This window comes from Massilia sp. MS-15 (assembly GCF_020176695.1).
In the GTDB taxonomy this organism is placed as follows: Bacteria; Pseudomonadota; Gammaproteobacteria; order Burkholderiales; family Burkholderiaceae_D; genus Telluria; species Telluria hydrophila.
This window is the reverse complement of the sequence record NZ_JAIWIA010000001.1, coordinates 13,718-37,376: the sequence shown is the minus strand read 5'-3', so window position 1 is coordinate 37,376 and position 23,659 is coordinate 13,718. Positions and strand designations below refer to the sequence as shown.

Annotated in this window: 25 protein-coding genes; 15 read left to right on the top strand and 10 right to left on the bottom strand. The window is 66.7% G+C overall.

Going from position 1 to position 23,659, the window contains the following annotated elements; translation table 11 throughout:
• Nucleotides 1-10: 10 nt before the first annotated feature.
• From LCI23_RS00180 to LCI23_RS00165, 4 genes are all read right to left on the bottom strand, one after another.
• Complete coding sequence (locus LCI23_RS00180) at nt 11-1,471, bottom strand: diguanylate cyclase (RefSeq protein ID WP_224942241.1); 1,461 nt, start codon at nt 1,469-1,471, stop codon at nt 11-13.
• 138 nt (nt 1,472-1,609) lie between these two features.
• Nucleotides 1,610-2,803: a PLP-dependent aminotransferase family protein gene (locus LCI23_RS00175; RefSeq protein ID WP_224942239.1), complete on the bottom strand. Its 1,194-nt coding sequence runs from the start codon at nt 2,801-2,803 to the stop codon at nt 1,610-1,612.
• A 129-nt stretch (nt 2,804-2,932) separates the two neighbouring features.
• On the bottom strand, nt 2,933-3,394 hold the full coding sequence (locus LCI23_RS00170) for a RidA family protein (RefSeq protein WP_224942237.1): 462 nt from the start codon (nt 3,392-3,394) through the stop codon (nt 2,933-2,935).
• A 90-nt stretch (nt 3,395-3,484) separates the two neighbouring features.
• Nucleotides 3,485-4,042 carry a TIGR01244 family sulfur transferase gene (locus LCI23_RS00165; protein ID WP_224942235.1) on the bottom strand — a complete coding sequence of 186 codons (558 nt, stop codon included), beginning with the start codon at nt 4,040-4,042 and terminating at the stop codon, nt 3,485-3,487.
• 110 nt (nt 4,043-4,152) lie between these two features.
• Here LCI23_RS00165 and htpG point away from each other — a divergent pair, with 110 nt between their 5' ends.
• The gene (htpG, locus tag LCI23_RS00160) at nt 4,153-6,069 is read left to right on the top strand and encodes a molecular chaperone HtpG (protein WP_224942233.1); all 1,917 of its coding nucleotides are present in this window, start codon (nt 4,153-4,155) and stop codon (nt 6,067-6,069) included.
• Between the two features lie 275 nt (nt 6,070-6,344).
• Here the strand turns inward: htpG and LCI23_RS00155 are convergent, their stop codons facing one another.
• The 6 genes from LCI23_RS00155 to kynB all read right to left on the bottom strand — a co-directional run bounded on the left by LCI23_RS00155 (nt 6,345) and on the right by kynB (nt 11,717).
• Entirely contained in the window at nt 6,345-6,743 is a 399-nt protein-coding gene (locus tag LCI23_RS00155) for a GFA family protein (RefSeq protein ID WP_224942231.1), read from the bottom strand.
• 210 nt (nt 6,744-6,953) lie between these two features.
• Complete coding sequence (locus tag LCI23_RS00150; protein ID WP_224942229.1) at nt 6,954-7,493, bottom strand: GNAT family N-acetyltransferase; 540 nt, start codon at nt 7,491-7,493, stop codon at nt 6,954-6,956.
• Nucleotides 7,494-7,746: 253 nt separating this feature from the next.
• A complete protein-coding gene (locus LCI23_RS00140; RefSeq protein ID WP_224942225.1) occupies nt 7,747-8,880 on the bottom strand; it encodes an acyltransferase in 1,134 nt (377 codons plus the stop codon).
• Nucleotides 8,881-8,928: 48 nt separating this feature from the next.
• Nucleotides 8,929-9,771: a tryptophan 2,3-dioxygenase gene (gene kynA, locus LCI23_RS00135; RefSeq protein WP_224942223.1), complete on the bottom strand. Its 843-nt coding sequence runs from the start codon at nt 9,769-9,771 to the stop codon at nt 8,929-8,931.
• An 18-nt stretch (nt 9,772-9,789) separates the two neighbouring features.
• A complete protein-coding gene (gene kynU / locus LCI23_RS00130) occupies nt 9,790-11,061 on the bottom strand; it encodes a kynureninase (protein WP_224942221.1) in 1,272 nt (423 codons plus the stop codon).
• The gene (gene kynB, locus LCI23_RS00125) at nt 11,058-11,717 is read right to left on the bottom strand and encodes an arylformamidase (protein WP_224942219.1); all 660 of its coding nucleotides are present in this window, start codon (nt 11,715-11,717) and stop codon (nt 11,058-11,060) included. The genes kynU and kynB overlap by 4 nt, the downstream gene beginning before the upstream one ends.
• Before the next feature lie 585 nt (nt 11,718-12,302).
• On the opposite strand from kynB, the gene flhD reads away from it, so the two are divergent.
• The 14 genes from flhD (at nt 12,303) to cheZ (ending at nt 23,638) form a co-directional block, all read left to right on the top strand.
• Entirely contained in the window at nt 12,303-12,620 is a 318-nt protein-coding gene (gene flhD, locus LCI23_RS00120; RefSeq protein WP_224942217.1) for a flagellar transcriptional regulator FlhD, read from the top strand.
• A 64-nt stretch (nt 12,621-12,684) separates the two neighbouring features.
• A complete protein-coding gene (flhC, locus tag LCI23_RS00115) occupies nt 12,685-13,269 on the top strand; it encodes a flagellar transcriptional regulator FlhC (RefSeq protein ID WP_224942215.1) in 585 nt (194 codons plus the stop codon).
• 8 nt (nt 13,270-13,277) lie between these two features.
• Nucleotides 13,278-14,021, top strand: coding sequence for a class I SAM-dependent methyltransferase (locus LCI23_RS00110; RefSeq protein WP_224942213.1), 744 nt, complete (start codon nt 13,278-13,280; stop codon nt 14,019-14,021).
• Between the two features lie 162 nt (nt 14,022-14,183).
• Nucleotides 14,184-15,038: a flagellar motor stator protein MotA gene (motA, locus tag LCI23_RS00105; RefSeq protein ID WP_224942204.1), complete on the top strand. Its 855-nt coding sequence runs from the start codon at nt 14,184-14,186 to the stop codon at nt 15,036-15,038.
• Nucleotides 15,039-15,081: 43 nt separating this feature from the next.
• Nucleotides 15,082-16,038, top strand: coding sequence for a flagellar motor protein MotB (gene motB, locus LCI23_RS00100; RefSeq protein WP_224942202.1), 957 nt, complete (start codon nt 15,082-15,084; stop codon nt 16,036-16,038).
• A 19-nt stretch (nt 16,039-16,057) separates the two neighbouring features.
• A complete protein-coding gene (locus LCI23_RS00095; RefSeq protein ID WP_224942200.1) occupies nt 16,058-16,606 on the top strand; it encodes a chemotaxis protein in 549 nt (182 codons plus the stop codon).
• An 80-nt stretch (nt 16,607-16,686) separates the two neighbouring features.
• Entirely contained in the window at nt 16,687-17,052 is a 366-nt protein-coding gene (locus tag LCI23_RS00090) for a response regulator (protein WP_224942198.1), read from the top strand.
• A gap of 36 nt (nt 17,053-17,088) precedes the next feature.
• The gene (gene cheA / locus LCI23_RS00085) at nt 17,089-19,272 is read left to right on the top strand and encodes a chemotaxis protein CheA (RefSeq protein ID WP_224942196.1); all 2,184 of its coding nucleotides are present in this window, start codon (nt 17,089-17,091) and stop codon (nt 19,270-19,272) included.
• 36 nt (nt 19,273-19,308) lie between these two features.
• Nucleotides 19,309-19,809, top strand: a complete 501-nt coding sequence (locus LCI23_RS00080) for a chemotaxis protein CheW (protein WP_224942194.1) — start codon at nt 19,309-19,311, stop codon at nt 19,807-19,809.
• A 58-nt stretch (nt 19,810-19,867) separates the two neighbouring features.
• Nucleotides 19,868-20,725, top strand: coding sequence for a CheR family methyltransferase (locus LCI23_RS00075; protein WP_224942183.1), 858 nt, complete (start codon nt 19,868-19,870; stop codon nt 20,723-20,725).
• Between the two features lie 38 nt (nt 20,726-20,763).
• Complete coding sequence (cheD, locus tag LCI23_RS00070; RefSeq protein ID WP_224942180.1) at nt 20,764-21,360, top strand: chemoreceptor glutamine deamidase CheD; 597 nt, start codon at nt 20,764-20,766, stop codon at nt 21,358-21,360.
• 32 nt (nt 21,361-21,392) lie between these two features.
• Complete coding sequence (locus tag LCI23_RS00065) at nt 21,393-22,454, top strand: chemotaxis response regulator protein-glutamate methylesterase (RefSeq protein WP_224942170.1); 1,062 nt, start codon at nt 21,393-21,395, stop codon at nt 22,452-22,454.
• Between the two features lie 121 nt (nt 22,455-22,575).
• The gene (cheY, locus tag LCI23_RS00060) at nt 22,576-22,974 is read left to right on the top strand and encodes a chemotaxis response regulator CheY (protein ID WP_005666673.1); all 399 of its coding nucleotides are present in this window, start codon (nt 22,576-22,578) and stop codon (nt 22,972-22,974) included.
• A 1-nt stretch (nt 22,975) separates the two neighbouring features.
• On the top strand, nt 22,976-23,638 hold the full coding sequence (gene cheZ / locus LCI23_RS00055) for a protein phosphatase CheZ (protein WP_224942168.1): 663 nt from the start codon (nt 22,976-22,978) through the stop codon (nt 23,636-23,638).
• Nucleotides 23,639-23,659 lie beyond the last annotated feature (21 nt).

Genomic DNA, 23,659 nt, shown 5'->3' with positions numbered 1-23,659 from the left:
AAAAGCGCGCTCAGCGCGCCAGCATGCGCTGCAGGGTTTCCCAGGTATACCCGCCCTCGACCGCCAGCACCCGGTTGCGCCCGGCCGCCTTGGCGTCGTACATGGCGCGGTCGGCGGCCAGGAACAGCGAGCGGATGTCGTCGAACAGGCTGGGCACGAAGCTGGCCGCGCCCACGCTGACGGTGACGAAGTCTGAAGTGGGCGAGCGTGGATTGGGCACGCGCAGGCGCTCGATGTCGGCGCGGATCGATTCGGCCACCCTGGCCGCGCCGGCATGCGGCGTGTCTGGCAGCAGCAGCACGAATTCCTCGCCGCCGTAGCGCGCCGCCAGGTCGGTGGCGCGCAGGGCGTGCGCCTGCAGGGTGCTGGCCACGGCCTGCAGGCACTGGTCGCCGGCGGCGTGGCCGAGCAGGTCGTTGTACAGCTTGAAGTGGTCCACGTCCAGCACCAGCAGCGACAGCGGACGCGCGCTGCGCACCGCGCGCTGCCATTCGCGCTCGAGGCAGGTGTCGAACTGGCGCCGGTTGGCGATGCCGGTCAGCGGGTCGGCCAGGGCCGCGCGCTGCAGCGCGGTCTCTGACTGCTTGTGATGGGTGATGTCGTGCAGCAGGGCGACGTGGAGCTGCTCGCCCGAGGCCATCGCCGACAGGCTCAGGTCCATCGCGCGCAGGCCGCCGTCGGGCTGCTGGAGCAGTACCTCGCGGGTGCCGCGGCAGCGCGCCTCGCCACTGCCGCTGCCACTGCCACTGCCACTGTCACAGTGGGCCTGCGGCGCATGCCTGCTGAAATAGGCCGTGTAGTCGGCGGCGGCGGTGCCGGCCAGCAGGGCGGCCAGCGGGCGGCCCGCCAGTTCGGCCTCGCGGTAGCCCAGGCAGCGCTCGGCGGCCGGGTTGGCGTACTGGATGCGGCCATCCGGGCCGAGCAGCAGCAGGCCTTCGTCCATCCCTTCGACGATCATGCTCAGGCGGCGCGCCTGCTGGGTATCGGAGCGGCTCGCCGAGCGGGCCTTGAGCTGGGCGCGCACCCGCGCGCAGACTTCGAGCGGACGCAGCGGCTTGGCGATATAGTCGGCGGCGCCCGCGTCGAAGCCGGCCACGATGTCGCCGGTGTCGGCGCAGGCGCTGACGAAGATCACCGGGATGTCGGCGGTGGCCGGGTTGTCCTTCAGGCGGCGGCAGGTCTGCAGGCCGTCCAGGCCGGGCAGGACGACATCGAGCAGGATCAGGTCGGGCTGGACCCGCTGCGCCAGGTCGAGCGCACGCTCGCCGGAGATCGCGACGAAGGTACGGTAGCCCTGGCCACGCAGCATGTCGTGCAGCAGTCCCAGGCTGGCAGGCGCGTCGTCGACGACCAGGACCGCCGCCTGGGGCGGGGTCGCGGCGTCGGCGGCGGAATGTGCGGAAAGGCGCGCGGACTGGTATGCGGCGGGGGGCTCGGCGGCAGCCGTGAGCCCTGGAGCGGGGTACTTCATACTGTAGCTGGATAAAACCGGGTTCAGGCCGAAGGTGACTGTCGGTGATCATACCTCCATCACCGATGCCTGCGGCAACTTCTGTTGCCGATTATCCACGAATGCTACAAATATCGGAGCGATGCCCCGCGCGCAGACTTACAGCATGTCCTTGATCAGCTTGCCGAGGATGGCGATGCCTTCGCGGATGCGTTCCGGCGGCACGGTCACGAAGGACAGGCGCAGGGTGTTGGTTTCCGGTTCGTTGGCATAGAAGGGCGCGCCCGGCACGAAGGCCACGCGCGCGGCCAGCGACTGGTCCAGCAGCTTCATGGCGTCGATGCTCTTCGGCAGCGTCACCCAGATGAACATGCCGCCTTCCGGCCTGGTCCAGGTAACGCTGGCCGGGAAGTGTTCCTGCATCGCGTCCAGCATCACCTGGCACTGGTCGCCGTACAGCTTGCGGATGGTCGGGATGTGCTGGTCCAGGAAGCCATCCTTCACCACCTCGTACACCACCATCTGGGTCAGCTGGGCGGTGTGCAGGTCGGCCGCCTGCTTGGCCAGCTCGAGGCGGCGCACCAGCGGCAGCGGGGCGCACACGTAGCCGAGGCGGATGCCCGGGGTCAGCACCTTCGAGAAGGAACCCATGTAGATGACGCCGTCCGGATTCATCGCGACCATCTTCGGCATTGGCTCGCCGCGGTAGGACAGGGTGCCGTAGGGGTCGTCCTCGATCAGTGGCAGGCCGAGGCGGGCGCAGGTCTCCACCAGCTCCTGGCGGCGCTCGAGCGACAGCGTGCGGCCGGTCGGGTTCTGGAAATTCGGCAGCGCGTACAGCAGGCGCGCGCCTTGCGCCACGCCTTCGATCGAGGACGGCACCAGGCCGTGTTCGTCGGTCTCGACCGACTTGAATTCAGGACGGTAGACCGAGAAGGCCTGCAGGGCGCCCAGGTAGCTCGGGGTCTCGACCAGCACCCGGCTGCCTTCGTCGATCAGCACCTTGCCCAGCAGGTCGAGAGCCTGCTGCGAGCCGGAAGTCATCAGGATCTGTTCCGGCAGGATGCGGCTGCCTTCCGTGGACAGCGAATTGGCGATCCATTCCCGCAGCGGGGCGTAGCCGTCGGTCGGGCCATACTGCAGCGCGACCTTGCCGGTCTCGCTCAGGACCTTGTCGTACGCTTCTTTCATGCGCTCGACCGGGAAGGTGGCTGGCGAAGGCAGGCCGCCGGCGAAGGAGATGATCTCCGGACGCTGGGTAATCTTCAGGATTTCGCGGATGAACGAGCTTTGCAGCTGCTGGGCGCGCTCCGAGAACTGCCACTGGATGGGATGGGGATTGTCGATTTTCATACTGGTCTCACAGGAAGGGCCGCACGGGTAGTGCCGGGCCATTATAAAGCACGCCGGTAGGCTGCTTCAGGGAAGGACCGGGCCGGGTAGGCCCAGCCCGCAAGCGGTATTGCGCGGTATTGCCGGGTTTTACGCGACTTCGGCGATCAGTTCGATCTCGACGCAGGTGCCGCGCGGCAGCGAGGCGACGCCGAAGGCCGAGCGGGCATGCTTGCCGGCTTCGCCGAACACGTCGCCGATCAGCTCCGAGCAGCCGTTGGTGACCAGGTGCTGCTCGTTGAAGTCCGGGGTCGAGGCGACCAGGCTCATCACCTTGACGATGCGCTTGACGCGGTTCAGGTCGCCGCCAACGGCTTCCTGCAGGGTGCCCATCAGGTCGATGGCGACCGAGCGCGCGGCTTGCTGGCCGTCGGCGGTGGTCTTGTCCTTGCCCAGGATGCCGGCGGTCGGCGAACCGTCGGCGTTCTTGGCGATGTGACCCGACAGGAAGACCAGGTTGCCGGTCTGTACGTACATGACGTAGGCGGCGGCCGGGGTGGCCGGCGCGGCCAGGGTGATGTTGAGTTCCTTCAGTTTGTCGTAGACGGACATGCTAGTTCCAGGTTGCAGTGGATGAAACCGGTATTGTACGACTTGCCCGCCGCCCTGCCCATCCTTGCGTGTTCCCGCCTGCCGGCCGCTTCAGCGGGACGGCGCCGGGCGGCTGGCGATGCGCTGCGCCAGCGCGTCATGCAGGTCTTCGCCCGACTGGCCGGCGGCGCGGATCGCCGCCAGGATCGCGCCGGCATCGCGTCCGCCCGGACGGGAAGCCTCGGCCAGGCCCCAGGTGCGCGCCGCGCGGCTGCCGCTGCGGCAATAGATCATCAGCTTGCCGGGACTGCCCGCCAGCGCCGCCCCCAGGCGCTCGACCGCCTCGTCGGGAATCGCGCCGGGACGCACCGGGATGTAGGTGAAGCCCAGGCCCTGGTCCGCGGCGGCGGCCGCCATGGTGCTCGAGGAAGGCTGGTCCGGGCCTTCGCCGTCCGGGCGCAGGGCGACGACGGCGGTATAGCCCTGCGCCTTCAGCTGGGCCAGGTCGGCTTCGCGCAGCTGGCCGGCGACGGCGATGCCGGGCGTGATCTCGGCGCTGCGCACGGCTGCGGCTGCGGCTGCGGCGGGAGTGGCAGGAGCGGCGGCGGCCGGGACACTGGCGCCGAGCAGGCTGCTGGCGAACAGAAAAGTGATGAAAGAAAATTTCATTTTTACACTCCAAACGTTAGAAAATTTCCAAGAGATAAAACTCTTGAATTATCCGTACTCATCCCAATCTCGCAGCAGTCTAGCAACCAATCCACCCATGAGGAAATAAAATGGCAGTCGCCGAAAAAGAAACCCTTGGCTTCCAGGCAGAAGTAAAACAGCTGCTGCAACTGATGATCCACTCCTTGTACTCGAACAAGGAGATCTTCCTGCGTGAACTGATCTCGAACGCCTCCGACGCGGCCGACAAGCTGCGCTTCGAGGCGATCAACAACGACGCCCTGTACGGCAACGACCACGAACTGAAGATCCGGGTCAGCTTCGACAAGGAAGCGCGCACCATCACCATTTCCGACAACGGCATCGGCATGAGCCGCGAGGAAGTCATCTCGCACCTGGGCACCATCGCCAAGTCGGGCACCAAGGAATTCTTCAGCAAGCTGTCGGGCGACCAGCAGCAGGACGCGGCCCTGATCGGCCAGTTCGGCGTGGGCTTCTACTCGGCCTTCATCGTGGCCGACCGCGTCATCGTCAATACCCGCCGCGCCGGCGCCTTCGCCTCCGAGGGCGTGCGCTGGGAATCGACCGGTGAGGGCGACTACAGCCTCGAGCAGATCGAGAAGGCCGGCCGCGGCACCGACGTGATCCTGCACCTGCGCGCTGGCGAGGAAGAGCTGCTCTCGTCCTGGAAGCTGAAATCCATCATCCGCAAGTACTCCGACCACATCTCGCTGCCGATCGTGATGCAGAAGGAGGAGTGGGACGAAGAGAAGAAGGCCACCGTCCTGAAGGACGAGCTCGAGACCGTGAACCAGGCCAGCGCGCTGTGGGCCCGCTCGAAATCGGACATCACCGAGGAACAGTACAACGAGTTCTACAAGCACGTCTCGCACGACTTCCAGGACCCGCTGGCCCACACCCACAACCGGGTCGAGGGCCGTAGCGAATACACCCAGCTGCTGTACGTGCCGGCCCACGCCCCGTTCGACCTGTGGGACCGCAACAAGCGCGCCGGCATCAAGCTGTACGTGAAGCGCGTGTTCATCATGGACGACGCCGAGCAGCTGATGCCGACCTACCTGCGCTTCATCAAGGGCGTGATCGATTCGGCAGACCTGCCGCTGAACGTCTCGCGCGAGATCCTGCAGGAGTCGCGCGACGTGAAGGTGATCCGCGAAGGCTCGACCAAGCGCGTGCTGGGCATGCTGGAAGAGATGGCGAACTCGGAAGAGCAGGCCGGCAAGGACAAGTACGCGAGCTTCTGGAAGGAGTTCGGCCAGGTGCTGAAGGAAGGCATCGGCGAGGACGCCGCCAACAAGGACCGCATCGCCAAGCTGCTGCGCTTCGCCTCGAGCGCCAATGATTCCGACGCCCAGACCGTGTCCTTCGGCGACTACGTCGGCCGCATGAAGGAAGGCCAGGACAAGATCTACTACGTCACCGCCGACAGCTACACCGCCGCGAAGAACAGCCCGCACCTGGAGATCTTCCGCAAGAAGGGCGTCGAAGTGCTCTTGATGACGGACCGCGTCGACGAATGGATGCTGTCCTTCCTGTCCGAGTTCGAGGGCAAGGAACTGGTCTCGGTGGCCAAGGGCGGCCTCGACCTGGGCGCGCTGGAAGACGAAGCCGAGAAGAAGGAGCACGCCGAGACGGAAGCCGGCTACAAGGAACTGGTCGAGAAGATGAAGGGCGCACTTGGCGACAAGGCCAAGGACGTGCGCGTCACTTTCCGCCTGACCGATTCGCCGGCCTGCCTGGTCGCGGACGAGAACGAATTGTCGGGCAACCTGCTGCGCATGCTGAAGGCGGCCGGCCAGAACGCGCCGGAATCGAAGCCGATCCTGGAAATCAACCCGAACCACCCGCTGGTGCAGCGCCTCAAGTACGAGGACGCGGAGGGCGGCCGCTTCGGCGACTGGTCGCACATCCTGTTCGACCAGGCCATGCTGGCCGAGGGCGGCAGCCTGAGCGACCCGGCCAGTTTCGTGAAGCGCCTGAACGAGATGCTGCTGGCGGCGAAGTAAGCGCTGGCAATGTCAAGCGAACCGGGGCCCGTGCCCCGGTTTTTTCGTCCTGGTCGTGGCACGGGGCGCGTGGCCGTGATGCTGGCGTGGGTTGAACGCGTGGGCGGCGTTGCATGTGCGGCCCGGCAAATGGCGAATGTGGAGCCGCCCACCCTACGGCCGGGTGCGTTGGGTGGGCGGCTCCATCGCGCATCTGGCGTCGCCCGCTTCCCGTGCGCCGCCCACGCGTTCAATTCCCGCCCGCAGGCCCGCGCGCACATCGATCCCAACGGCCTTCACAGGTGGCGCGTCTCCGCTGGCGGACGCACCCACTCGTCGTTCCTCCCATCCAGGTAGCGCATCGGCGCCGCCACCAGTTCCTCCACCGGCAAATCGTCCAGGCTGGCCAGCACCACCGCATGGAAAGGCCCCAGCGCCGCCGAACTGCCGGTCGAGAAGGTATTGATGCCGCATTCGCCGCAAAAATAATGCGCGTCCTGGCGCGTGTGGAAGCGGTATTCGCGCAGGCGCTCGCCCCCGGCCAGCAGGCGGAACGCGCTGGATGGCACCTGCGCCGCCCAGAAACGCATCTTGCTGCAGATCGTGCAGTTGCACTTGATGGTGCCGGCCTTGATGTCGATATCGGCTTCGAAACGCACGCTGCCGCAGTGGCAGCTGCCATGGTAGGTCTTCATGGTATTCCTGAGTAAAAGACATGTGCGGCACAACGATACCGCAAGCCGGGCCGCCGCGGCGGAAACGCTGCCCGACGGCCAGGTGCTGGTACACCCCGAGCGCGTCGTGGGCACGCTGCAGGCGGTGCAGCGCGCCTGGTCCGGCGACGACGCCAGCGGCATGGTGCCGGTGGAGCAGGTGCTGCCCAGGCTCCGTTCCGGGAACCGGGCTCAGGAAGTGCCGGCCGCGCGCGCCGCGGCGAAATCCTGTGCGTCGATCGCGTACACCGAGACTGCCTGCCCGTGCCACTGCTCCTCGCCCCGGTAGCGCATGCCGAGGCGCTGCATCACCCGGCGCGAGTCGGTGTTCTCCGGGTGGCAGATCGCCGCCAGCGAAGGCGCCTGCAGGCTGTCGAAGGCGAAGGCCGCCATGCGGCGCGCCGCTTCGCCCGCATAGCCGCGCCCCCAGCGGTCGGGGCGCAGGCGCCAGCCGATCTCGTGCTCGTTGGCGGGATCATGCCCCAGGTGCTGGATGCAGCCGGCGCCGACCAGTTCCCCCGTGTCCAGTTCGATGAAGCTCCACCAGGAATGGCCAAAGCGGCGCCAGCGCTCTTCCACGCGCGCGATCACGGCCGTGGTTTCTTCCGGCGTCTCGGGCCGGCCGCCGATGTAGCGCTGCACCAGCGGGTCGGCGTTCAGTACGCGCAGCCCGTCGTAGTGGGCGGGGCACATCGGTTCAAGGCGCAGGCGCGCGGTGTGCAGCACCGTCATGGGGCATGCCCGATCTGGCGGCAGAAGGCCTGCAGCATGGCTCCGCCTTCCGGCCAGGGACCGTGGCTTGACTCAGTGTTCCAGTCACGGTGGCCGGGCCGCGCCCAGGACGGACGACGGCGCTGCCACTGGCTCTGCCAGTGATCGGGGCCGGAATACCACAGGCCCGCCTGGATCAAACCCTCACACTGCATATGCTGCCTCCTATCGGGAAACGTTCAGGGATTCTGCTCGGGCGCCGGCAAGCGGCGCTTCAGGTGCCCGGCCCGCCGGCCGGCGTCGGCGGCCGGGCGCTGCCGCCTGGCGCCAGCAGGCGCGCAAAGGCGGCGCGGTACAGGTCGCGCCGGCCTTCGGTGAGCGCGCCGAGCGCGAAAGTGGTGGCGGCAATCGTCGCGCCCAGCAGCAACAGGTCGCCGGTGGCGCCACGCCGGTGCGGATAGAAGGCCAGCCACAGGCCGATCACCACCGAATGCGACAGGTAGAGGGTGAAGGTGTGCCCGGCCAGCAGCCGCAGCGGACGTGCGATGCGTGCCAGCGCGCCGAAGCAGGCGTCGCGCGCGCAGGCGAAATTCACCAGGACCAGCAGGGCCAGCACCCAGTCGGCCAGGTAGCGGTCGGCGCTGCCCAGCGGCAGCGCGGGGAAGGGCCACCAGGCGCCACCCGCTGCGCGCAGGCTTTCTTCCACGCCGAGGCCGACCCAGGCCGCGAACAGCAGCAGGCTGGCCAGCCAGCCGAGGCGGGCAAGCCACGGCCGCATCCAGGGTGCACGATAGGCACGCTGCAGCCAGGCGCCGGCCAGCCATACCGGCAGCAGCAGCCACATCTTGTAGCCCATGAAGGCCAGTGCCAGCCCCACCAGCAGCAGCCGGCGCCGGCCACGCAGATACCAGGCCAGCCCGAACAGCAGGTAGTACCAGGCTTCGTAGCACAGCGACCAGTAGGGCAGCAGCAGCGGCGGGGTCTCGGACAGGGTCCAGTGCTGGCCCAGGAACAGCAGGTGGAAGGGCAGGTAGAGGTAGAGCTGGTCGAGCACGTAGCCGCTCTCCGCGCCGCGGCCGTCCAGGGCGCGCACGGCGAACGCGCCGGCCAGGGCCAGCAGCAGCACCGGCATTGCCACCGAGTACAGGCGCGACAGGCGCGCCAGCGCGTAGTCGCGCGCGGAAGGCTGGCGTCCATCCACCGTGGCGGCGATCACGTAGCCGGACAGGACGAAGAACACGATCACCGCCTCGCGTCCCATGCCCGGGAGCGGACCCCAGGCGTGGGGCGCGATCAGGCCGAAGAACTCGACATGGGCCAGCACGACCATGACCGCGGCGGCGAAGCGGGTCAGGTCGAGGTAGAGGGAAAACGCGTTCCCGAGGGCCGGTGGTGGCGGCGCTGGCATGGTCTCTTTCGGCGCGTGGCGACGCTGCGATCATACCGCGCCGCGGCCCTACAGTGCGGTGCGCAGCGCGAACAGTTCCGGGAACAGCACCACGTCGAGCATCTTGCGCAGGTAGCTGGCGCCGGAGGTGCCGCCGGTACCCTGCTTGAAGCCGATGATGCGCTCGACCGTCGTCACGTGGCGGAAGCGCCAGAAGCGGAAGGCCGTCTCCAGGTCGACCAGCTTCTCGGCCAGTTCGTACAGGGCCCAGTGGCGCTCGGTATCGCCATACACGCCGAGCCAGGCCGCCTTGACGCTCTCGTCGGCCTGGGTCGGGCCGGTACGGTCCGGGCCCAGGCGTTCGGGCGCGATCGCGAAGCCGCTGCGCGCCAGCAGCATCACCGCCTCGTCGTACACCGAGGGCGCGTGCAGCTCGCGTTCCAGGATGGCGTGCGCCGCGGGCGACTTCTCGTGCACCGCCAGCAGGTTCGGGTTCTTGTTCCCCAGGATGAATTCGAGCTGGCGGTACTGGAAGGACTGGAAGCCCGAGGACGCGCCCAGGTAGGGGCGGATCGCGGTGTACTCGGGCGGCGTCATGGTGGCCAGCACGTCCCAGGCGTGCACCAGCTGGTCCATGATGCGCGCCACCCGCGCCAGCATCTTGAAGGCCGGCGCCAGCTTGCCCTCGCGCACATGGCCGCGCACCGCCTGCAATTCGTGCAGCATCAGCTTGATCCACAGTTCGCTGGTCTGGTGCTGGATGATGAACAGCATTTCGTTGTGGTTGGGCGAGAGCGGATGCTGGGCCGACAGGATCTGGTCCAGGCCCAGGTAGTCGCCGTAGCTCATCGATTCCTTGAAGTCCAGCTTGGCGCCGTGCCACTGCGGCGCGCCCTTGGTGTCGTCGTTCATGGTGTTCCGTTCGTTCGGCTAGGTGACGGCGCTGCGCTCGGCGCGGGTGTCGTAGGCTTGGCTGTCGAGGATGTCCTTCAGGATCGCCACCGCGTCCCATACATCGGCGAAGCTGGTGTAGAGCGGGGTGAAGCCGAAGCGCATGATGGCCGGTTCGCGGTAGTCGCCGATCACCCCGCGCCCGATCAGGGCCTGCATCACCGCGTAGCCGTGCGGGTGGGTGAAGCTGGCCTGGCTGCCGCGCCGTGCGTGCTCGCGCGGCGTCACCAGGCCGAGTGGATGGCCGGCGCAGTGCGACTCGACGAGTTCGATGAACAGGTCGGTCAGGGCCAGCGACTTGGCGCGGATCGCGTCCATGCTGGTTTCCTCGAACACTTCCAGCCCGCATTCGACCAGGGCCAGCGAGACCACCGGCTGGGTACCGCACATTGCGCGGCCGATCCCCTCGCAGGCGGCGAAGCCATGCGCCATCGCGAACGGCTGCGCGTGGCTCCACCAGCCCGTGAGCGGGTGCGCGAAGGCGGCCTGGTGGCGGCGCGGCACCCAGATGAAGGCCGGCGCGCCGGGGCCCCCGTTCAGGTATTTATAGGTGCAGCCCACCGCGAAGTCGGCCTCGGCCCCGTGCAGGTCGAGCGGCACCGCGCCGGCCGAATGCGCCAGGTCCCAGACCGTGAGCGCGCCGCGCGCATGCGCGTGGCGGGTCAGGCCGGCCATGTCGTGCTGGTAGCCGGTGCGGTAGTTGACATGGGTGAGCATCAGCACCGCGCAGTCGGCGTCCACCGCGTCCCCGAGTTCCTCCACCGCATCGACCAGGCGCACGCGGTAGCCGCGCCCCAGCCACTGGGCCAGGCCTTCGGCCATGTAGATATCGGTCGGGAAGTTGCTGCGCTCGGTGACGATGGTGCGGCGCGCGGCCGTCTGCGGATCCGGGCTGGCGGCCTGGATCCGCAGTGCGGCGGCGAGCGCCTTGAACAGGTTGAGCGAGGTGCTGTCGGTGACGACCACTTCGCCCGCCTGGGCGCCGACCAGGGGCGCCAGGCGGTCGCCGAGGCGCTTGGGCAGGTCGAACCAGCCGGCGCTGTTCCAGCTCTTGATCAGGTCCTGGCCCCATTCCTGCGCCACCACTTCCTGGGCGCGCGCCAGCGCGGCCCTGGGGCGGGCGCCGAGCGAATTCCCGTCCAGGTAGATGACGCCGGGCGGCAGCTCGAAGCGCGCGCGCAGGGCGCGCAGCGGATCCCGGGCGTCGCGCGCCAGGCAGTCGGCGCGGGTGAGGGTGCTGGTGGTGGTCATGCGTTTTCCTTCAGGGGCGGAACGGGCGGCAGCTGGCGCAGGATGGCGCGCACCGGGCTGGCATCCATGCCGGCGAATTTCAGGGGCAGGGCGAGCAGTTCGTAGTCGCCCTCGGGGATGTCGTCCAGCACGATGCCCTCGAGGATGGCCATGCCGGCCGCGCGCACCGCATGGTGGGCGTCCAGGGTCTTGGAGTCCTGCGGGTCGAGCGAAGGGGCGTCGGTGCCCACCAGCCGGACGCCGTGGCGCGCCAGCAGGGCGATCGCGGCCGGGCTGATGGCGGGAAAGGCCGGGTCCCAGGTGTCCTGCGGGGCGCTGGCATAGGTGCGCAGCAGCACCCGCGCCGGCGCCCCATCGAGCCGGCCTTCCAGGTGGCGCGGCTCGACCGCCGCCGCGCCCACGCAATGGATCACGCGGCAGGGACCGAGGTAGGGACGCAGGTCGACCTGGTCGATGGTGCTGCCGGCCGGGTCGTAGTGGCTGGGCGCGTCGGTGTGGGCGCCCAGGTGGGTCGTCATCGTCATGCGGCTGACGCGGACCGGGCAGCCGTCCTGGATCTCCCAGGTGGGCGCGGCCTCGAAGGGGGTATCGCCCGGCCACACCGGGATGCCACTGCGGATGGTCGGACTGATGTCCCAGATGCGTAATGATTCCATGGGCGCCTTTGACTGGTTGAGGCTTGAAGCATTTTCAAGTGCGGCAGTGTAGCAAGTTCCGTGCAGCCGCGCCCGGTTTTGTTGCTATACGGGTAACTTTTGAGGGTGACAAAAAATATTTCAATTATTTTTCATCGCAGGCCTAAAGTTCCCGTGGTCCCTGCCGTTACCGGTTTCAGAAGCGCAAGGAATCATCCGAGTACAGGTTTTGAAAAAATATTTTCAACATACCCTCAAGTTGCTGGCGCAGGCGCCGTTAAGCAGTAAGAAGCTTCGGGAAGAGGGCAGCGAAATATCGAAAAATATTTTGCGAAAACCCTAAAGTTCTCCGAAAGCTTGACGTAAATCGTAGCAAGCGCACGACAGCAGCCGGGTCGGACGCCAACAATCCGGGTGGTTTCCAGCACCGCCCACCGCCCCCGTTTTCATAGGGGCGCCAGAGCGATCCAGAAGGGTTTGTCAGACAAACTCCTACGGGTCCTGTCCGCCATTCCCGGACCAAAAATACAGAGTTCGTCCAATTCCACTAAAGTTGCCTCACGGTCAGAATCTATCTCAACGGCAACAACTTACGGAGAGATGGAAATGACGATGAACGACATGATGGCTGAAATCCGCGACGCAAACCTGAGCTACCTGATGCTGGCCCAGCAAATGATCCGCGCCGACAAGGTCACCGCAATCTTCCGTCTGGGTATCTCGGCCGACATCGCCGAACTGATCGAAAGCATGAGCAATGCCCAGATCCTGAAGCTCGCCAGCGGCAACATGATGCTGGCCCGCTTCCGCTTCGACGACACCGCCATCCTGTCGATGCTCACCAGCCACACCAAGGAGCGCAGCCTGGCCCAGTCGCACGCCGCCATCCTGATGGCCGGCCAGCCGGTTGAAGAGATTGCATAAAGAAATCGTATAATTCCCGCAGAAGCGGCCTCGCCGGGGTCGCGCCGGAGAGCGGGAGCAGCACATGAGCAAGAAGAGCGTCGTTTCGGAAGCGCAGGAAATCCAGCTTGCGATCGAACTGATCAACCTGGGAGCGCGCCTCCAGCTGCTCGAAACCGAAGTCTCGCTGTCGCGCGAGCGCCTGCTCAAGCTGTACAAGGAACTGAAAGGGGTCTCGCCCCCGAAGGGCATGCTGCCTTTCTCGACCGACTGGTTCCTGACCTGGCAGCCGAACATCCATTCCTCGCTGTTCATCAATATCCACCACTTCCTGGTGGAACACGCCGGCGCCAGCGGCATCCATGCCGTGATGAAGGCCTATCAACTCTATCTCGAACAGATGCCGCCCGAGCCGGGCGAGGAGCCGCTGCTCTCGCTCACCCGCGCCTGGACCCTGGTGCGCTTCTTCCAGAGCGGCATGCTGGTGCTTGCGCCATGTAACAAATGCCAGGGCAAGTTCATCGTCAATGCGCTCGACCTGAATGCCGGCTACCTGTGCGGCCTGTGCCACATGCCTTCGCGCGCCGGCAAGACGCGCAAGGCCAAGGACGCCAAGGACGCCAGGGAGGCCAGCGAGGCCGCCAGCGCCGCGGCCCGCCAGGGCAGCTGACGGCGCCGATGAAGCCGGCCGTCGCGGCGCTGCTGCTGCAGCTGGCTGCCATCCCGCTGATGCTGGCCGCCGTCTGGCTGCTGGCCACGGCCGGCATCCCGATGTCCTATCCCGCCGTCGCCCTGGTCCAGGGCCTGTTTGCCGCCGTGCTCAGCTGGTGGCGCGGCCTGGCCGGCTGGTGGCGCCCGATCCAGCTGCTGTTCCCGCTGGCGCTGTACGGCGCGGCCCAGCTGGCGATTCCGCCGCTGGCCTTCCTGGCCGCCTTCCTGTTCCTGCTGCTGCTGTACTGGTCCACCTACCGCACGCAGGTGCCGTACTACCCGTCGGGCCGCGCGGTGCGCGCGGCGCTGGCGGGCCTGCTGCCGCAGCGGCCGGGCCTGCGCGTGATCGACATCGGCAGCGGCCTGGGCGGCCTGGTGCTCGACCTGGCGCGGCGCCGGCCGGATATCGCGGCCAGCGGCATCGAGCTGGCGCCGCTGCCCTGGCTGCTGAGCAGCCTGCGTGCGCGCCTGTCGGGCAGCCGGGCGCGCTTCCTGCGCGGCGACTACGACAGTCTCGACTTCGGCGCCTACGACCTGGTGTTCGCCTACCTGTCGCCGGCCGCCATGCCGGCCCTGTGGCGCAAGGCGGCGCGCGAGATGCGGCCGGGGTCCCTGCTCGTCAGTTACGAATTCATCATCGACGATCGTCCGCCCGACCGTACCGTCTATCCCACAGAGGGCGGCCCCGCCCTGCACATCTGGCACTTTTAGGCGACAAAACCGGGCTTTTTGCTTGCCGATGGCCCGTTCTCCCGCTAGAGTGGTTCCCTGCGTCAACTTTGCCTGGAATCACTTTTTATCCGGCACTTTTGTTAGCATTTTTATGTGCATCAGCCGGATGAGTCGATCCGGCTTTTCTGGAGCGGATTTCTCTTGTTAGTCATTCTTGGTTACCTCATCGTCTGCGCCTGCGTGTTCGGTGGATTTGCCCTGGCCGGCGGTCACCTGGCTTCGCTCTGGCAGCCGATCGAACTCCTGATGATCGGCGGCGCGGCGCTCGGCGCCTTCTTCGTCGGCAACACGATGAAGTCGGTGAAGGCGACCATGAAGGCGCTGCCGGGCGTGTTCAAGGGTTCGCAGTACACCAAGGACATGTACATGGAGCTGATGGCCTTGCAGTTCGACGTGCTGTCGAAAGTGCGCAAGGAAGGCCTGATGTCGATCGAAGGCGACATCGAGGCGCCGGAAGCCTCGCCCCTATTCTCGAAGTACCCGGCGGTGCTGGCGGACCACCACATCGTCGAATTCATGACCGACTACCTGCGCCTGATGGTGTCCGGCAACATGGACGCGCTGCAGATCGAGAACCTGATGGACAACGAGATCGAGACCCACCACCACGAGGGCGCCATTCCGGCCCACGTGATCGCGAAGGTCGGCGACGGCCTGCCGGCCTTCGGCATCGTGGCGGCGGTGATGGGCGTGGTCCACACGATGGAATCGGTGGGCCTGCCGCCGGCCGAGCTGGGCATCCTGATCGCCAAGGCCCTGGTCGGCACCTTCCTCGGCATCCTGCTGGCCTATGCGTTCGTGACGCCGCTGGCGAGCGTGCTGGAACAGAAGCTGGAAGAATCGACCAAGATGTTCCAGTGCGTGAAGGTCACGCTGCTGGCCAGCCTGAATGGCTACGCGCCGGCGCTGGCCGTGGAATTCGGCCGCAAGGTGCTGTACTCGACCGAGCGCCCGAGCTTCGCCGAGCTCGAAGAGCATATCAAGAAGAAGAAATAAGCCGTGACGCCGCATCGACATCACGCGCAGGGAAGGGGGGAGCATGGCTGACGAAAACATGCGCCCCATCGTCGTCAAGCGCATCAAGAAGGTGGCCGGCGGCCACCATGGCGGCGCCTGGAAGATCGCCTACGCCGACTTCGTGACGGCGATGATGGCCTTCTTCCTGCTCATGTGGCTGCTCGGCTCGACCGCCAAGGGCGACCTCGAAGGCATCTCCGAATACTTCAAGACCCCGCTCAAGGTGGCGATGGCGGGCGGCTCCGGCGCCGGCGACTCCTCGTCCGTGATCAAGGGCGGCGGCACCGACCTGAGCCGCCGCAACGGCCAGGTCAAGAAGGGCGACGTCGATCCGACCTCGAAGACCTACAACCTGGAAGCGGCCAAGGCGCAAGTGGCCAAGGCCGAGGCCGACCGCCTCGAATCGCTCAAGGCCAAGATGGAAGCGGTGATCGAGGTGAACCCGCTGCTCAAGAAGTACAAGAACCAGCTGCTGCTCGACATCACCAGCGAAGGCTTGCGGATCCAGATCGTGGACGAGCAGAACCGTCCGATGTTCGCGCTGGCGCGCGCCGAGCTGCAGCCCTACACCCGCGAGATCCTGAACGTGATCGGCATGGTACTGAACGAAGTGCCGAACAAGATCGGCCTGTCCGGCCATACCGACTCGACGCCGTACCCGAGCGACGCCGGCTACAGCAACTGGGAGCTGTCGGCCGACCGCGCCAACGCTTCGCGCCGCGAACTGGTGCGCGGCGGGCTGGGCGACGACAAGGTGCTGCGCGTGGTGGGCCTGGCATCGGCCACGCCGCTCGACCGCAGCGACCCGTTCAACCCGATCAACCGGCGCATCAGCATCATCGTGATGAACAAGCGCACCGAAGACGCCGTGCGGCGCGACGCCGCCTCGCTCGAGGTGCCGGCGCAGCAGCCGGCGGCGGCAGCGGGCGCGGTGGCGGGCGCCGGCGGCCTGCGCCCGGACGCCGTGCTGGCCAAGTAGCCCGGGACTGGAGACTCGAATGAAAAGAAAAAAGATACTGGGATCGCACGTGAAGCGCCTGCTGTCGGGCGTGGCCCTGCATGGCCGCCGGCACCTGACCGAGGTCGAGACCGACCTGCTGCAGACCGCGCTGCTGCTGGACGAAGCCATCGACAAGCTGACCAGCAGCTTCCTGGCCATCCATTCCGCGGTCGGCACGCGCCAGGACGCGATCAACCGCCTGCTGGCGGGCGAGGCCCCGAGCGAGGAAGACAGCGCGCGCCTGTCCGACATGTCGGGCGAGATCGGGCAGCACGTGAACTCGGCCATCACCAGCATGCAGTTCCAGGACATGACCAGCCAGCTGATCGACCGCACGCTGCGCCGCGTGGCCGGCCTGCGCGATTTCCTCGGCACGCTCAGCGAGCATGGCGCCGAGATCGCGCCGGAAACCGACAGCGAGGAGATCGTCGAGCGCCTGGGCAAGGTCAGCATGGCGCTGGCGATCCAGTCGCTCGAGCTGCGCGGCATGCTGCGCAAGTCGGTCGAGCAGCGCCACCTGGAAAGCGGCGACATCGAGCTTTTCTGAGCCGCGCCCCGGTCCAGGCCCTATACTTCGCCACTTAACATTCAACCGGAAGCTTCCGGACAAGACAGCAGGAGCAGAACATGGCAAAAACGATACTCGCGGTCGACGATTCAAGTTCGCTGCGCCAGATGGTGGCGTTCAGCCTCAAGGCGGCGGGCTACAACGTGCTCGAGGCCGTGGACGGGCAGGATGGCCTGGACAAGGCGCGCCAGCAGAGCGTGGACCTGGTCCTGACCGACCAGAACATGCCGCGCATGGACGGCCTGTCCCTGATCAAGACCCTGCGCACGCTGCCGACCTATGCCAAGACCCCGATCCTGATGCTGACCACCGAGTCGTCCGACGAGATGAAGGCCAAGGGCCGCGCGGCCGGCGCCAACGGCTGGCTGGTCAAGCCGTTCGATCCGCAGCGCCTCATCGAGGTGGTCAAGAAGGTCATCGGCTAAGGCCATGACCCAGCGGGCAATCGAAGGACTTTCATCATGACGATCGACATCAGCCAGTTCTACCAGGTCTTCTTCGACGAGGCGGAAGAGCTGCTCGCCGAAATGGAGCGGCTGCTGCTGGGCGTCGACGTGGCCGCGCCCGATCCGGAAGACTTGAACGCGGTGTTCCGCACCGCCCACTCGGTCAAGGGCGGGGCCTCGACCTTCGGCCTGACCGACATGAGCGAAGTGACGCACGTGCTCGAGACCCTGCTCGACCGCATCCGCAAGGGCGAGATGGCGCTCACCGCGAACCACGTGGACGCCTTCCTGGCCGCCAAGGACTGCCTCAAGATGCAGCTCGACGGCCACCGCCACGGCGCCAGCGTCGACCAGGAAGCCGTGGCCAACGTGCGCATGGTGCTGCACGACCTGGCCGAGGGCCTGGTGCCGCAGGCGCCGGTGGTGGCCCCGTCCTACCTGACGGCCGGGGACCGCCAGCACCACAGGCTGGAGAACGCGCACCGCTACAAGATCGAGCTGCCCCAGGTGGAGCAGCGCGACATCAGCGCCCTGGTCGACGAGCTCGGCCTGATGGGCCGCACCCGGGTTACCCCGCTCGAAGGTGGGCGCAGCGCGATCGTGATCACCACCCATGAGAGCCTGGACGACATCATCGCGATCTGCTCCTTCGTGCTGGACCCGGAAGACCTGAAGATCTTCGAGGCCCCGGCCCTGAGCCCGGAACAGCGCGCCATCGAGGCCGCCGAACGCAAGCGCATCGAGGATGCCCAGGGCTACGGTTTCTTCGATCTCGACGACGAGCACCCGGCCGGGGCGGCAGAGGAAGAACTGTCGGACGACGAGCGCGGCTATGGCTTCTTCCAGCCGATCGAGCAGATCCGCGCGCTGGCCGGCATCGGCGCCGAGGCCGCTCCGCAGGCCGCCGTGCCCAAGGAAGTGCATGAACACGGCGAGGCCGAGCAGCACGCGGCCGAGCAAGCGCACGAGCAAGCGGCCGAGAAGAAGGCCGCGACGCGCAAGGATGCGCATGCCGAGTCGTCCTCGATCCGGGTCTCGGTGGAGAAGGTGGACCAGCTGATCAACCTGATCGGCGAACTGGTGATCACCAACGCCATGCTCGAGCAGAGAAGCGGCGGCCTCGATCCGATGGCGCACGAGCGCCTGCTCGGTTCCATCAGCCAGCTCGGGCGCAACACGCGCGAACTGCAGGAAGCGGTGATGTCGATCCGCATGATGCCGATGGACTTCGTGTTCTCGCGCTTCCCGCGCATGGTGCGCGACCTGGCCGGCAAGCTCGGCAAGAAGGTGGACTTCATCACCAACGGCGCCGCCACGGAGCTGGACAAGGGCCTGATCGAGCGCATCGTCGACCCGCTGACCCACCTGGTGCGCAATTCGATCGACCACGGCGTCGAGATGCCGGCCGCGCGCGTGGCCGCCGGCAAGTCGGAGGCGGGACGCCTGTTCCTGTCGGCCGGCCACCAGGGCGGCAACATCGTGATCGAGGTCTCGGACGACGGCGCGGGCCTGAACCGCGAGCGAATCCTGGCCAAGGCCCGGGAGAGCGGCCTGGCCGTGCACGACGCCATGAGCGACGAGGAAGTCTGGCAGCTGATCTTCGCGCCCGGCTTCTCGACCGCCGAGCAGGTCACCGACGTCTCCGGGCGCGGCGTCGGCATGGACGTCGTCAAGCGCAACATCGCCTCGATGGGCGGCACGGTCGAGATCCGCTCGGCGCGCGGCTTCGGCACCACGATCTCGATCTCGCTGCCGCTGACCCTTGCGATCCTGGACGGCATGTCGATCCGCAGCGGCGACGAGGTCTACATCCTGCCGCTGTCCTTCGTGGTCGAGTCGCTCCAGCCGGAGCCCGCCGACATCCGCGAGATCGCCGGCCGCGGCAGCGTGCTGAAGGTGCGCGGCGAATACCTGCCCCTGATCCCGCTGTACCGGATGTTCGACATCGCGCCGCGCATCACCGAGCCGAGCGAAGGCATCGTGGTGATCCTCGAGACCGAAGGCAGGAAGGCCGCGCTGTTCGTGGACGAACTGGTGGGCCAGCAGCAGGTGGTGGTCAAGAACCTGGAGGCCAACTACCGCAAGGTGGCCGGCATCTCGGGCGCGACCATCCTGGGCGACGGCGGCGTGGCCCTGATCCTGGACGTGGCCGCGCTGGTGCGTTCCTCGCGCCAGCTGGCCGATGCCGTCGTTTCCTAGGCGTCCCAATCCATATCAACCCAAGAGGACATCAACATGTCGACTGTGCAGAACAACAAATCCCTGGACGGCGCCGCGGAAGGCGCCGGCAGCGAATTCCTGGCCTTCACCCTCGGTTCCGAGGAGTACGGGATCGATATCCTGAAGGTGCAGGAGATCCGCGGCTACGAAGCCGTGACCCGCATCGCCAACGCGCCCGAATTCATCAAGGGCGTGATCAACCTGCGCGGCATCATCATCCCGGTGGTGGACATGCGCATCAAGTTCAAGCTCGGCACCCCGGTGTACGACCAGTTCACGGTGGTGATCATCCTGAACATCGGCGGGCGCATCATGGGCATGGTGGTCGACAGCGTGTCGGACGTGACCACCTTGACCCCGGACCAGATCAAGCCGGCCCCCGAGATGGGCACCGCCTTCAACTCGGACTACATGATCGGCCTGGGCACCGTGGACGAGCGCATGCTGATCCTGGTCGACATCGACAAGCTGATGTCCTCCAGCGAGATGGGCCTGATGGACAAGCTGGCCGCCTGATACCCGAGGCCAGCCGGCACGCGCAACGCAGAGAGCAACACCAGGGAAGAGACAGAACGTGCCGCAGCAAAGAACCGATACGGCGAAGGAATTCGACTTCACGCGCAGTGACTTCGAACGCGTGCGCGCGCTGATCCACCAGCGCGCCGGCATTTCGCTCGCGGACAGCAAGCAGGAGATGGTCTACAGCCGCCTGGCGCGGCGCCTGCGCGCCACCGGCATCCAGTCCTTCGCGCGCTACCTCGACGACCTCGAGGCGGGGCGCCTGGGCGCCGAGTGGGAAGCCTTCACCAATGCGCTGACCACCAACCTGACCTCGTTCTTCCGCGAAGCCCACCATTTTCCGCTGCTGGCGGAGCTGCTGGCAGGCTTGCAGCGCCGCGACGGCCGGCCCTTCACCATCTGGTGCTCGGCCGCGTCCACCGGCGAGGAACCGTATTCGATCGCGATGACCGCCTGCGAAGCCTTCGGCACGCTGGCGCCGCCGGTGCAGATCGTCGCCACCGACATCGACACCAATGTGCTGGGCACCGGCGCGGCCGGCGTCTATCCGCTGGAACGGGTCGAGCGCCTGGAGGCGGCGCGCCTGAAGCGCTTCTTCTTGCGCGGCAAGGGCGCCAACGAAGGCATGGTGCGGGTGCGCCCGGAACTGCGCCAGCTGGTCAGCTTCCGCCAGCTGAACCTGCTGGCCGGCGAGTGGCCGCTGGAAGGGCAGTTCGATGCCATCTTCTGCCGCAATGTCATGATCTACTTCGACAAGGAAACCCAGCGCCGCATCCTGGCGCGCTTCGTTCCCCTGATGAAGCCGCATGCCCTGCTGTTCGCCGGGCATTCCGAAAACTTCCTGTACGTGTCGGATGCGCTGCGCCTGCGCGGCAAGACCGTGTACGAGCTGGACCAGGCCTTGCGCCGCTAAGCTGCACCGCACCGCACCGCACCGCACCGGATCCGATCATGAACAACCAGTTCGCCACCAACGTCTACTACGACCGCACCTTCGACTGCGAGGCCGCCAAGATCCTGCCGGGCGAGTACTACTACACCGGCAAGGACATGCTGATCGTGACCGTGCTCGGCTCCTGCGTCTCGGCCTGCATCCGCGACCGGATGACCGGCCTGGGCGGCATGAACCACTTCATGCTGCCCGATGGCGGCGGCGACGGCGGCAGCCCGGTCTCGGCCTCGATGCGCTACGGCAGCTTCGCGATGGAGATCCTGATCAACGACCTGCTCAAGGCGGGTGCCCGGCGCGACCACCTGGAGGCGAAGGTGTTCGGCGGCGGCGCCGTGCTGCGCGGCTTCACGGCCATGAACGTGGGCGAACGCAACGCGGCCTTCGTCACCAGTTTCCTGAAGACCGAGCGGATTCCCGTGCTGGCCTCGGACCTGAACGACATCTATCCGCGCAAGGTGTATTTCTTCCCCAAGTCCGGCAAGGTGCTGGTGAAGAAGCTGATGCAGACCCAGAACGATACGCTGGCCAAGCGCGAACTCGACTACGCCAAGCGGCTGCGGGTGGAGCCCGTGGGCGGCGACATCGACCTGTTCTGAAGAATACAAGAATGACCTGAAAGGGACGACCCATGACAATCAAGGTACTGATCGTCGACGACTCCGCGCTGATCCGCAGCGTGATGAGCGAAATCGTCAACTCCCAGCCCGACATGGAAGTGGTGGCGACCGCGCCCGACCCCCTGGTCGCGCGCGAACTGATCAAGCGCCACAACCCCGACGTGCTGACCCTGGACGTCGAGATGCCGCGGATGGACGGCCTCGACTTCCTGGAAAAGCTGATGCGCCTGCGCCCGATGCCGGTGCTGATGGTGTCCTCGCTGACCGAGCGCGGCTCCGAGATCACCATGCGCGCGCTGGAACTGGGCGCGGTGGACTTCGTCACCAAGCCGAAGATCTCGATCCAGACCGGCATGCGCGAATACACGGAACTGATTACCGACAAGATCCGCGCCGCTAGCCGCGCCCGCATCCGGCGCATGACGCCGGGGGCGCCGCCGGCGCCCCAGCTGTCGGCCCTGCGCAGCCCCTTGATCTCGTCGGAAAAGCTGATCATCATCGGCGCGTCCACCGGCGGCACCGAGGCGATCCGCAGTTTCCTGATGCAGATGCCGTCGGACTGCCCGGGCATCCTGATCACCCAGCACATGCCGGAAGGCTTCACCAGTTCCTTCGCCAAGCGCCTCGATTCTCTGTGCCGCATCAGCGTGGTGGAGTCAAGCGGCAACGAACGGGTGCTGCCGGGCCACGCCTACATCGCGCCGGGCCACTCGCACCTGCTGCTGGCGCGCTCCGGCGCCAACTACATGACCCGCATCGAGCAGAGCCCGCCGGTCAACCGGCACCGGCCGTCGGTGGACGTGCTGTTTCGCAGCGCGGCGGCGGCGGCGGGCAAGAACGCGGTCGGTGTTATCCTGACCGGCATGGGCAAGGACGGGGCGGCGGGCATGCTCGAGATGCGCCAGGCCGGCGCCCACAATTTCGCCCAGGACGAAGCCAGCTGCGTCGTGTTCGGCATGCCGCGCGAGGCGATCGCCCTCGGGGCGGCGCACGAGGTCGGCAGCCTGAACGAGCTGCCGCGGATGGTGCTCGAACATCTCGCGGCCCAGGGCAGCCGGGCGTTGCGTGTTTGATCCGGATGGCGTGCCATCGCCGCCATTTTATCGCCGTAGAGCAACAAAAATGCTATTCTTGAGCCTGTTTATGCGGTGCTCATCCACTCAACCAAAGTACAAGATTCAAACGGAGTAATTCATGGCAGATCCAAAGATGCGTTTTCTGGTGGTTGACGATTTCTCGACGATGCGCCGCATCGTCCGGAATCTGTTGAAGGAACTGGGTTATGCCAATGTCGACGAAGCCGAAGACGGCGTGATGGCCCTGGCCAAGTTGCGCAGCGAGTCCTTCGATTTCGTGGTCTCGGACTGGAACATGCCGAACATGGACGGCCTGACCATGCTGCAGAACATCCGTGCCGACCCCGCGCTGGCCAAGCTGCCGGTGCTGATGGTCACCGCCGAAGCGAAGAAGGAAAACATCATCGCGGCTGCGCAGGCCGGCGCCAGCGGCTACGTGGTCAAGCCGTTCACGGCCGCGACCCTGGACGAGAAGCTCAACAAGATCTTCGAGAAACTGGACAAGGCCGGAGCCTGAGATGTCGGAACAGATGGACGGCGTGCTTGCCGGGGAGGGGGCGCCGCACGAAGAAGTGCTGAGCCGGATCGGGCACATGACGCGCGCGTTGCACGACAGCCTGCGCGGCCTCGGACTCGACAAGCTGATCGAGAAGGCGGCCAGCGACATCCCGGATGCGCGCGACCGCCTCGACTACGTGGCGCGCCTGTCGGAACAGGCTGCCAAGCGCGTGCTGGACGCTACCGATGCCGCCGGCCCGGTGCAGGACGGGATCGAGCGCCGCGCAGGCGAGCTGTCCGCTTCGTGGCAGGCGCTGCTGGACCAGGATGCGGGTGGCGCTGCTGTCGCCGAGACCGACTGGCGGGCGCTGGCGCAGCGTACCGTGGCCGGGCTGGATGAGACGCGCCAGGGTGCCGCGGCAACCCGCGCCCAGCTGATGGACATCATGATGGCCCAGGACTTCCAGGACCTGACTGGCCAGGTGATCAGCCGCATCACCGGCATCGCCCAGAACCTCGAGCAGCAGCTGGTGCAGGTGCTGATCGATTTCGCGCCGAGCGAGATCCGGCGTGAGCTGGACAATGGCCTGCTCAACGGCCCGCAGATCAATCCCGAAGGCAAGAGCGAAGTGGTGGCCGACCAGGGCCAGGTGGACGACCTGCTCGACAGCCTCGGATTCTGACCTCCTTCGGGCCGTGCGCCT

Excerpts from the sequence above, each read along its gene's own strand:
- LCI23_RS00180 (WP_224942241.1), bottom strand. The coding sequence starts at position 1,471 with ATGAAGTACCCCGCTCCAGGGCTCACGGCTGCCGCCGAGCCCCCCGCC.
- LCI23_RS00175 (WP_224942239.1), bottom strand. The coding sequence starts at position 2,803 with ATGAAAATCGACAATCCCCATCCCATCCAGTGGCAGTTCTCGGAGCGC.
- LCI23_RS00170 (WP_224942237.1), bottom strand. The coding sequence starts at position 3,394 with ATGTCCGTCTACGACAAACTGAAGGAACTCAACATCACCCTGGCCGCG.
- LCI23_RS00165 (WP_224942235.1), bottom strand. The coding sequence starts at position 4,042 with ATGAAATTTTCTTTCATCACTTTTCTGTTCGCCAGCAGCCTGCTCGGC.
- htpG (WP_224942233.1), top strand. The coding sequence starts at position 4,153 with ATGGCAGTCGCCGAAAAAGAAACCCTTGGCTTCCAGGCAGAAGTAAAA.
- LCI23_RS00155 (WP_224942231.1), bottom strand. The coding sequence starts at position 6,743 with ATGAAGACCTACCATGGCAGCTGCCACTGCGGCAGCGTGCGTTTCGAA.
- LCI23_RS00150 (WP_224942229.1), bottom strand. The coding sequence starts at position 7,493 with ATGACGGTGCTGCACACCGCGCGCCTGCGCCTTGAACCGATGTGCCCC.
- LCI23_RS00140 (WP_224942225.1), bottom strand. The coding sequence starts at position 8,880 with ATGCCAGCGCCGCCACCACCGGCCCTCGGGAACGCGTTTTCCCTCTAC.
- kynA (WP_224942223.1), bottom strand. The coding sequence starts at position 9,771 with ATGAACGACGACACCAAGGGCGCGCCGCAGTGGCACGGCGCCAAGCTG.
- kynU (WP_224942221.1), bottom strand. The coding sequence starts at position 11,061 with ATGACCACCACCAGCACCCTCACCCGCGCCGACTGCCTGGCGCGCGAC.
- kynB (WP_224942219.1), bottom strand. The coding sequence starts at position 11,717 with ATGGAATCATTACGCATCTGGGACATCAGTCCGACCATCCGCAGTGGC.
- flhD (WP_224942217.1), top strand. The coding sequence starts at position 12,303 with ATGACGATGAACGACATGATGGCTGAAATCCGCGACGCAAACCTGAGC.
- flhC (WP_224942215.1), top strand. The coding sequence starts at position 12,685 with ATGAGCAAGAAGAGCGTCGTTTCGGAAGCGCAGGAAATCCAGCTTGCG.
- LCI23_RS00110 (WP_224942213.1), top strand. The coding sequence starts at position 13,278 with ATGAAGCCGGCCGTCGCGGCGCTGCTGCTGCAGCTGGCTGCCATCCCG.
- motB (WP_224942202.1), top strand. The coding sequence starts at position 15,082 with ATGGCTGACGAAAACATGCGCCCCATCGTCGTCAAGCGCATCAAGAAG.
- LCI23_RS00095 (WP_224942200.1), top strand. The coding sequence starts at position 16,058 with ATGAAAAGAAAAAAGATACTGGGATCGCACGTGAAGCGCCTGCTGTCG.
- LCI23_RS00090 (WP_224942198.1), top strand. The coding sequence starts at position 16,687 with ATGGCAAAAACGATACTCGCGGTCGACGATTCAAGTTCGCTGCGCCAG.
- cheA (WP_224942196.1), top strand. The coding sequence starts at position 17,089 with ATGACGATCGACATCAGCCAGTTCTACCAGGTCTTCTTCGACGAGGCG.
- LCI23_RS00080 (WP_224942194.1), top strand. The coding sequence starts at position 19,309 with ATGTCGACTGTGCAGAACAACAAATCCCTGGACGGCGCCGCGGAAGGC.
- cheD (WP_224942180.1), top strand. The coding sequence starts at position 20,764 with ATGAACAACCAGTTCGCCACCAACGTCTACTACGACCGCACCTTCGAC.
- LCI23_RS00065 (WP_224942170.1), top strand. The coding sequence starts at position 21,393 with ATGACAATCAAGGTACTGATCGTCGACGACTCCGCGCTGATCCGCAGC.
- cheY (WP_005666673.1), top strand. The coding sequence starts at position 22,576 with ATGGCAGATCCAAAGATGCGTTTTCTGGTGGTTGACGATTTCTCGACG.
- cheZ (WP_224942168.1), top strand. The coding sequence starts at position 22,976 with ATGTCGGAACAGATGGACGGCGTGCTTGCCGGGGAGGGGGCGCCGCAC.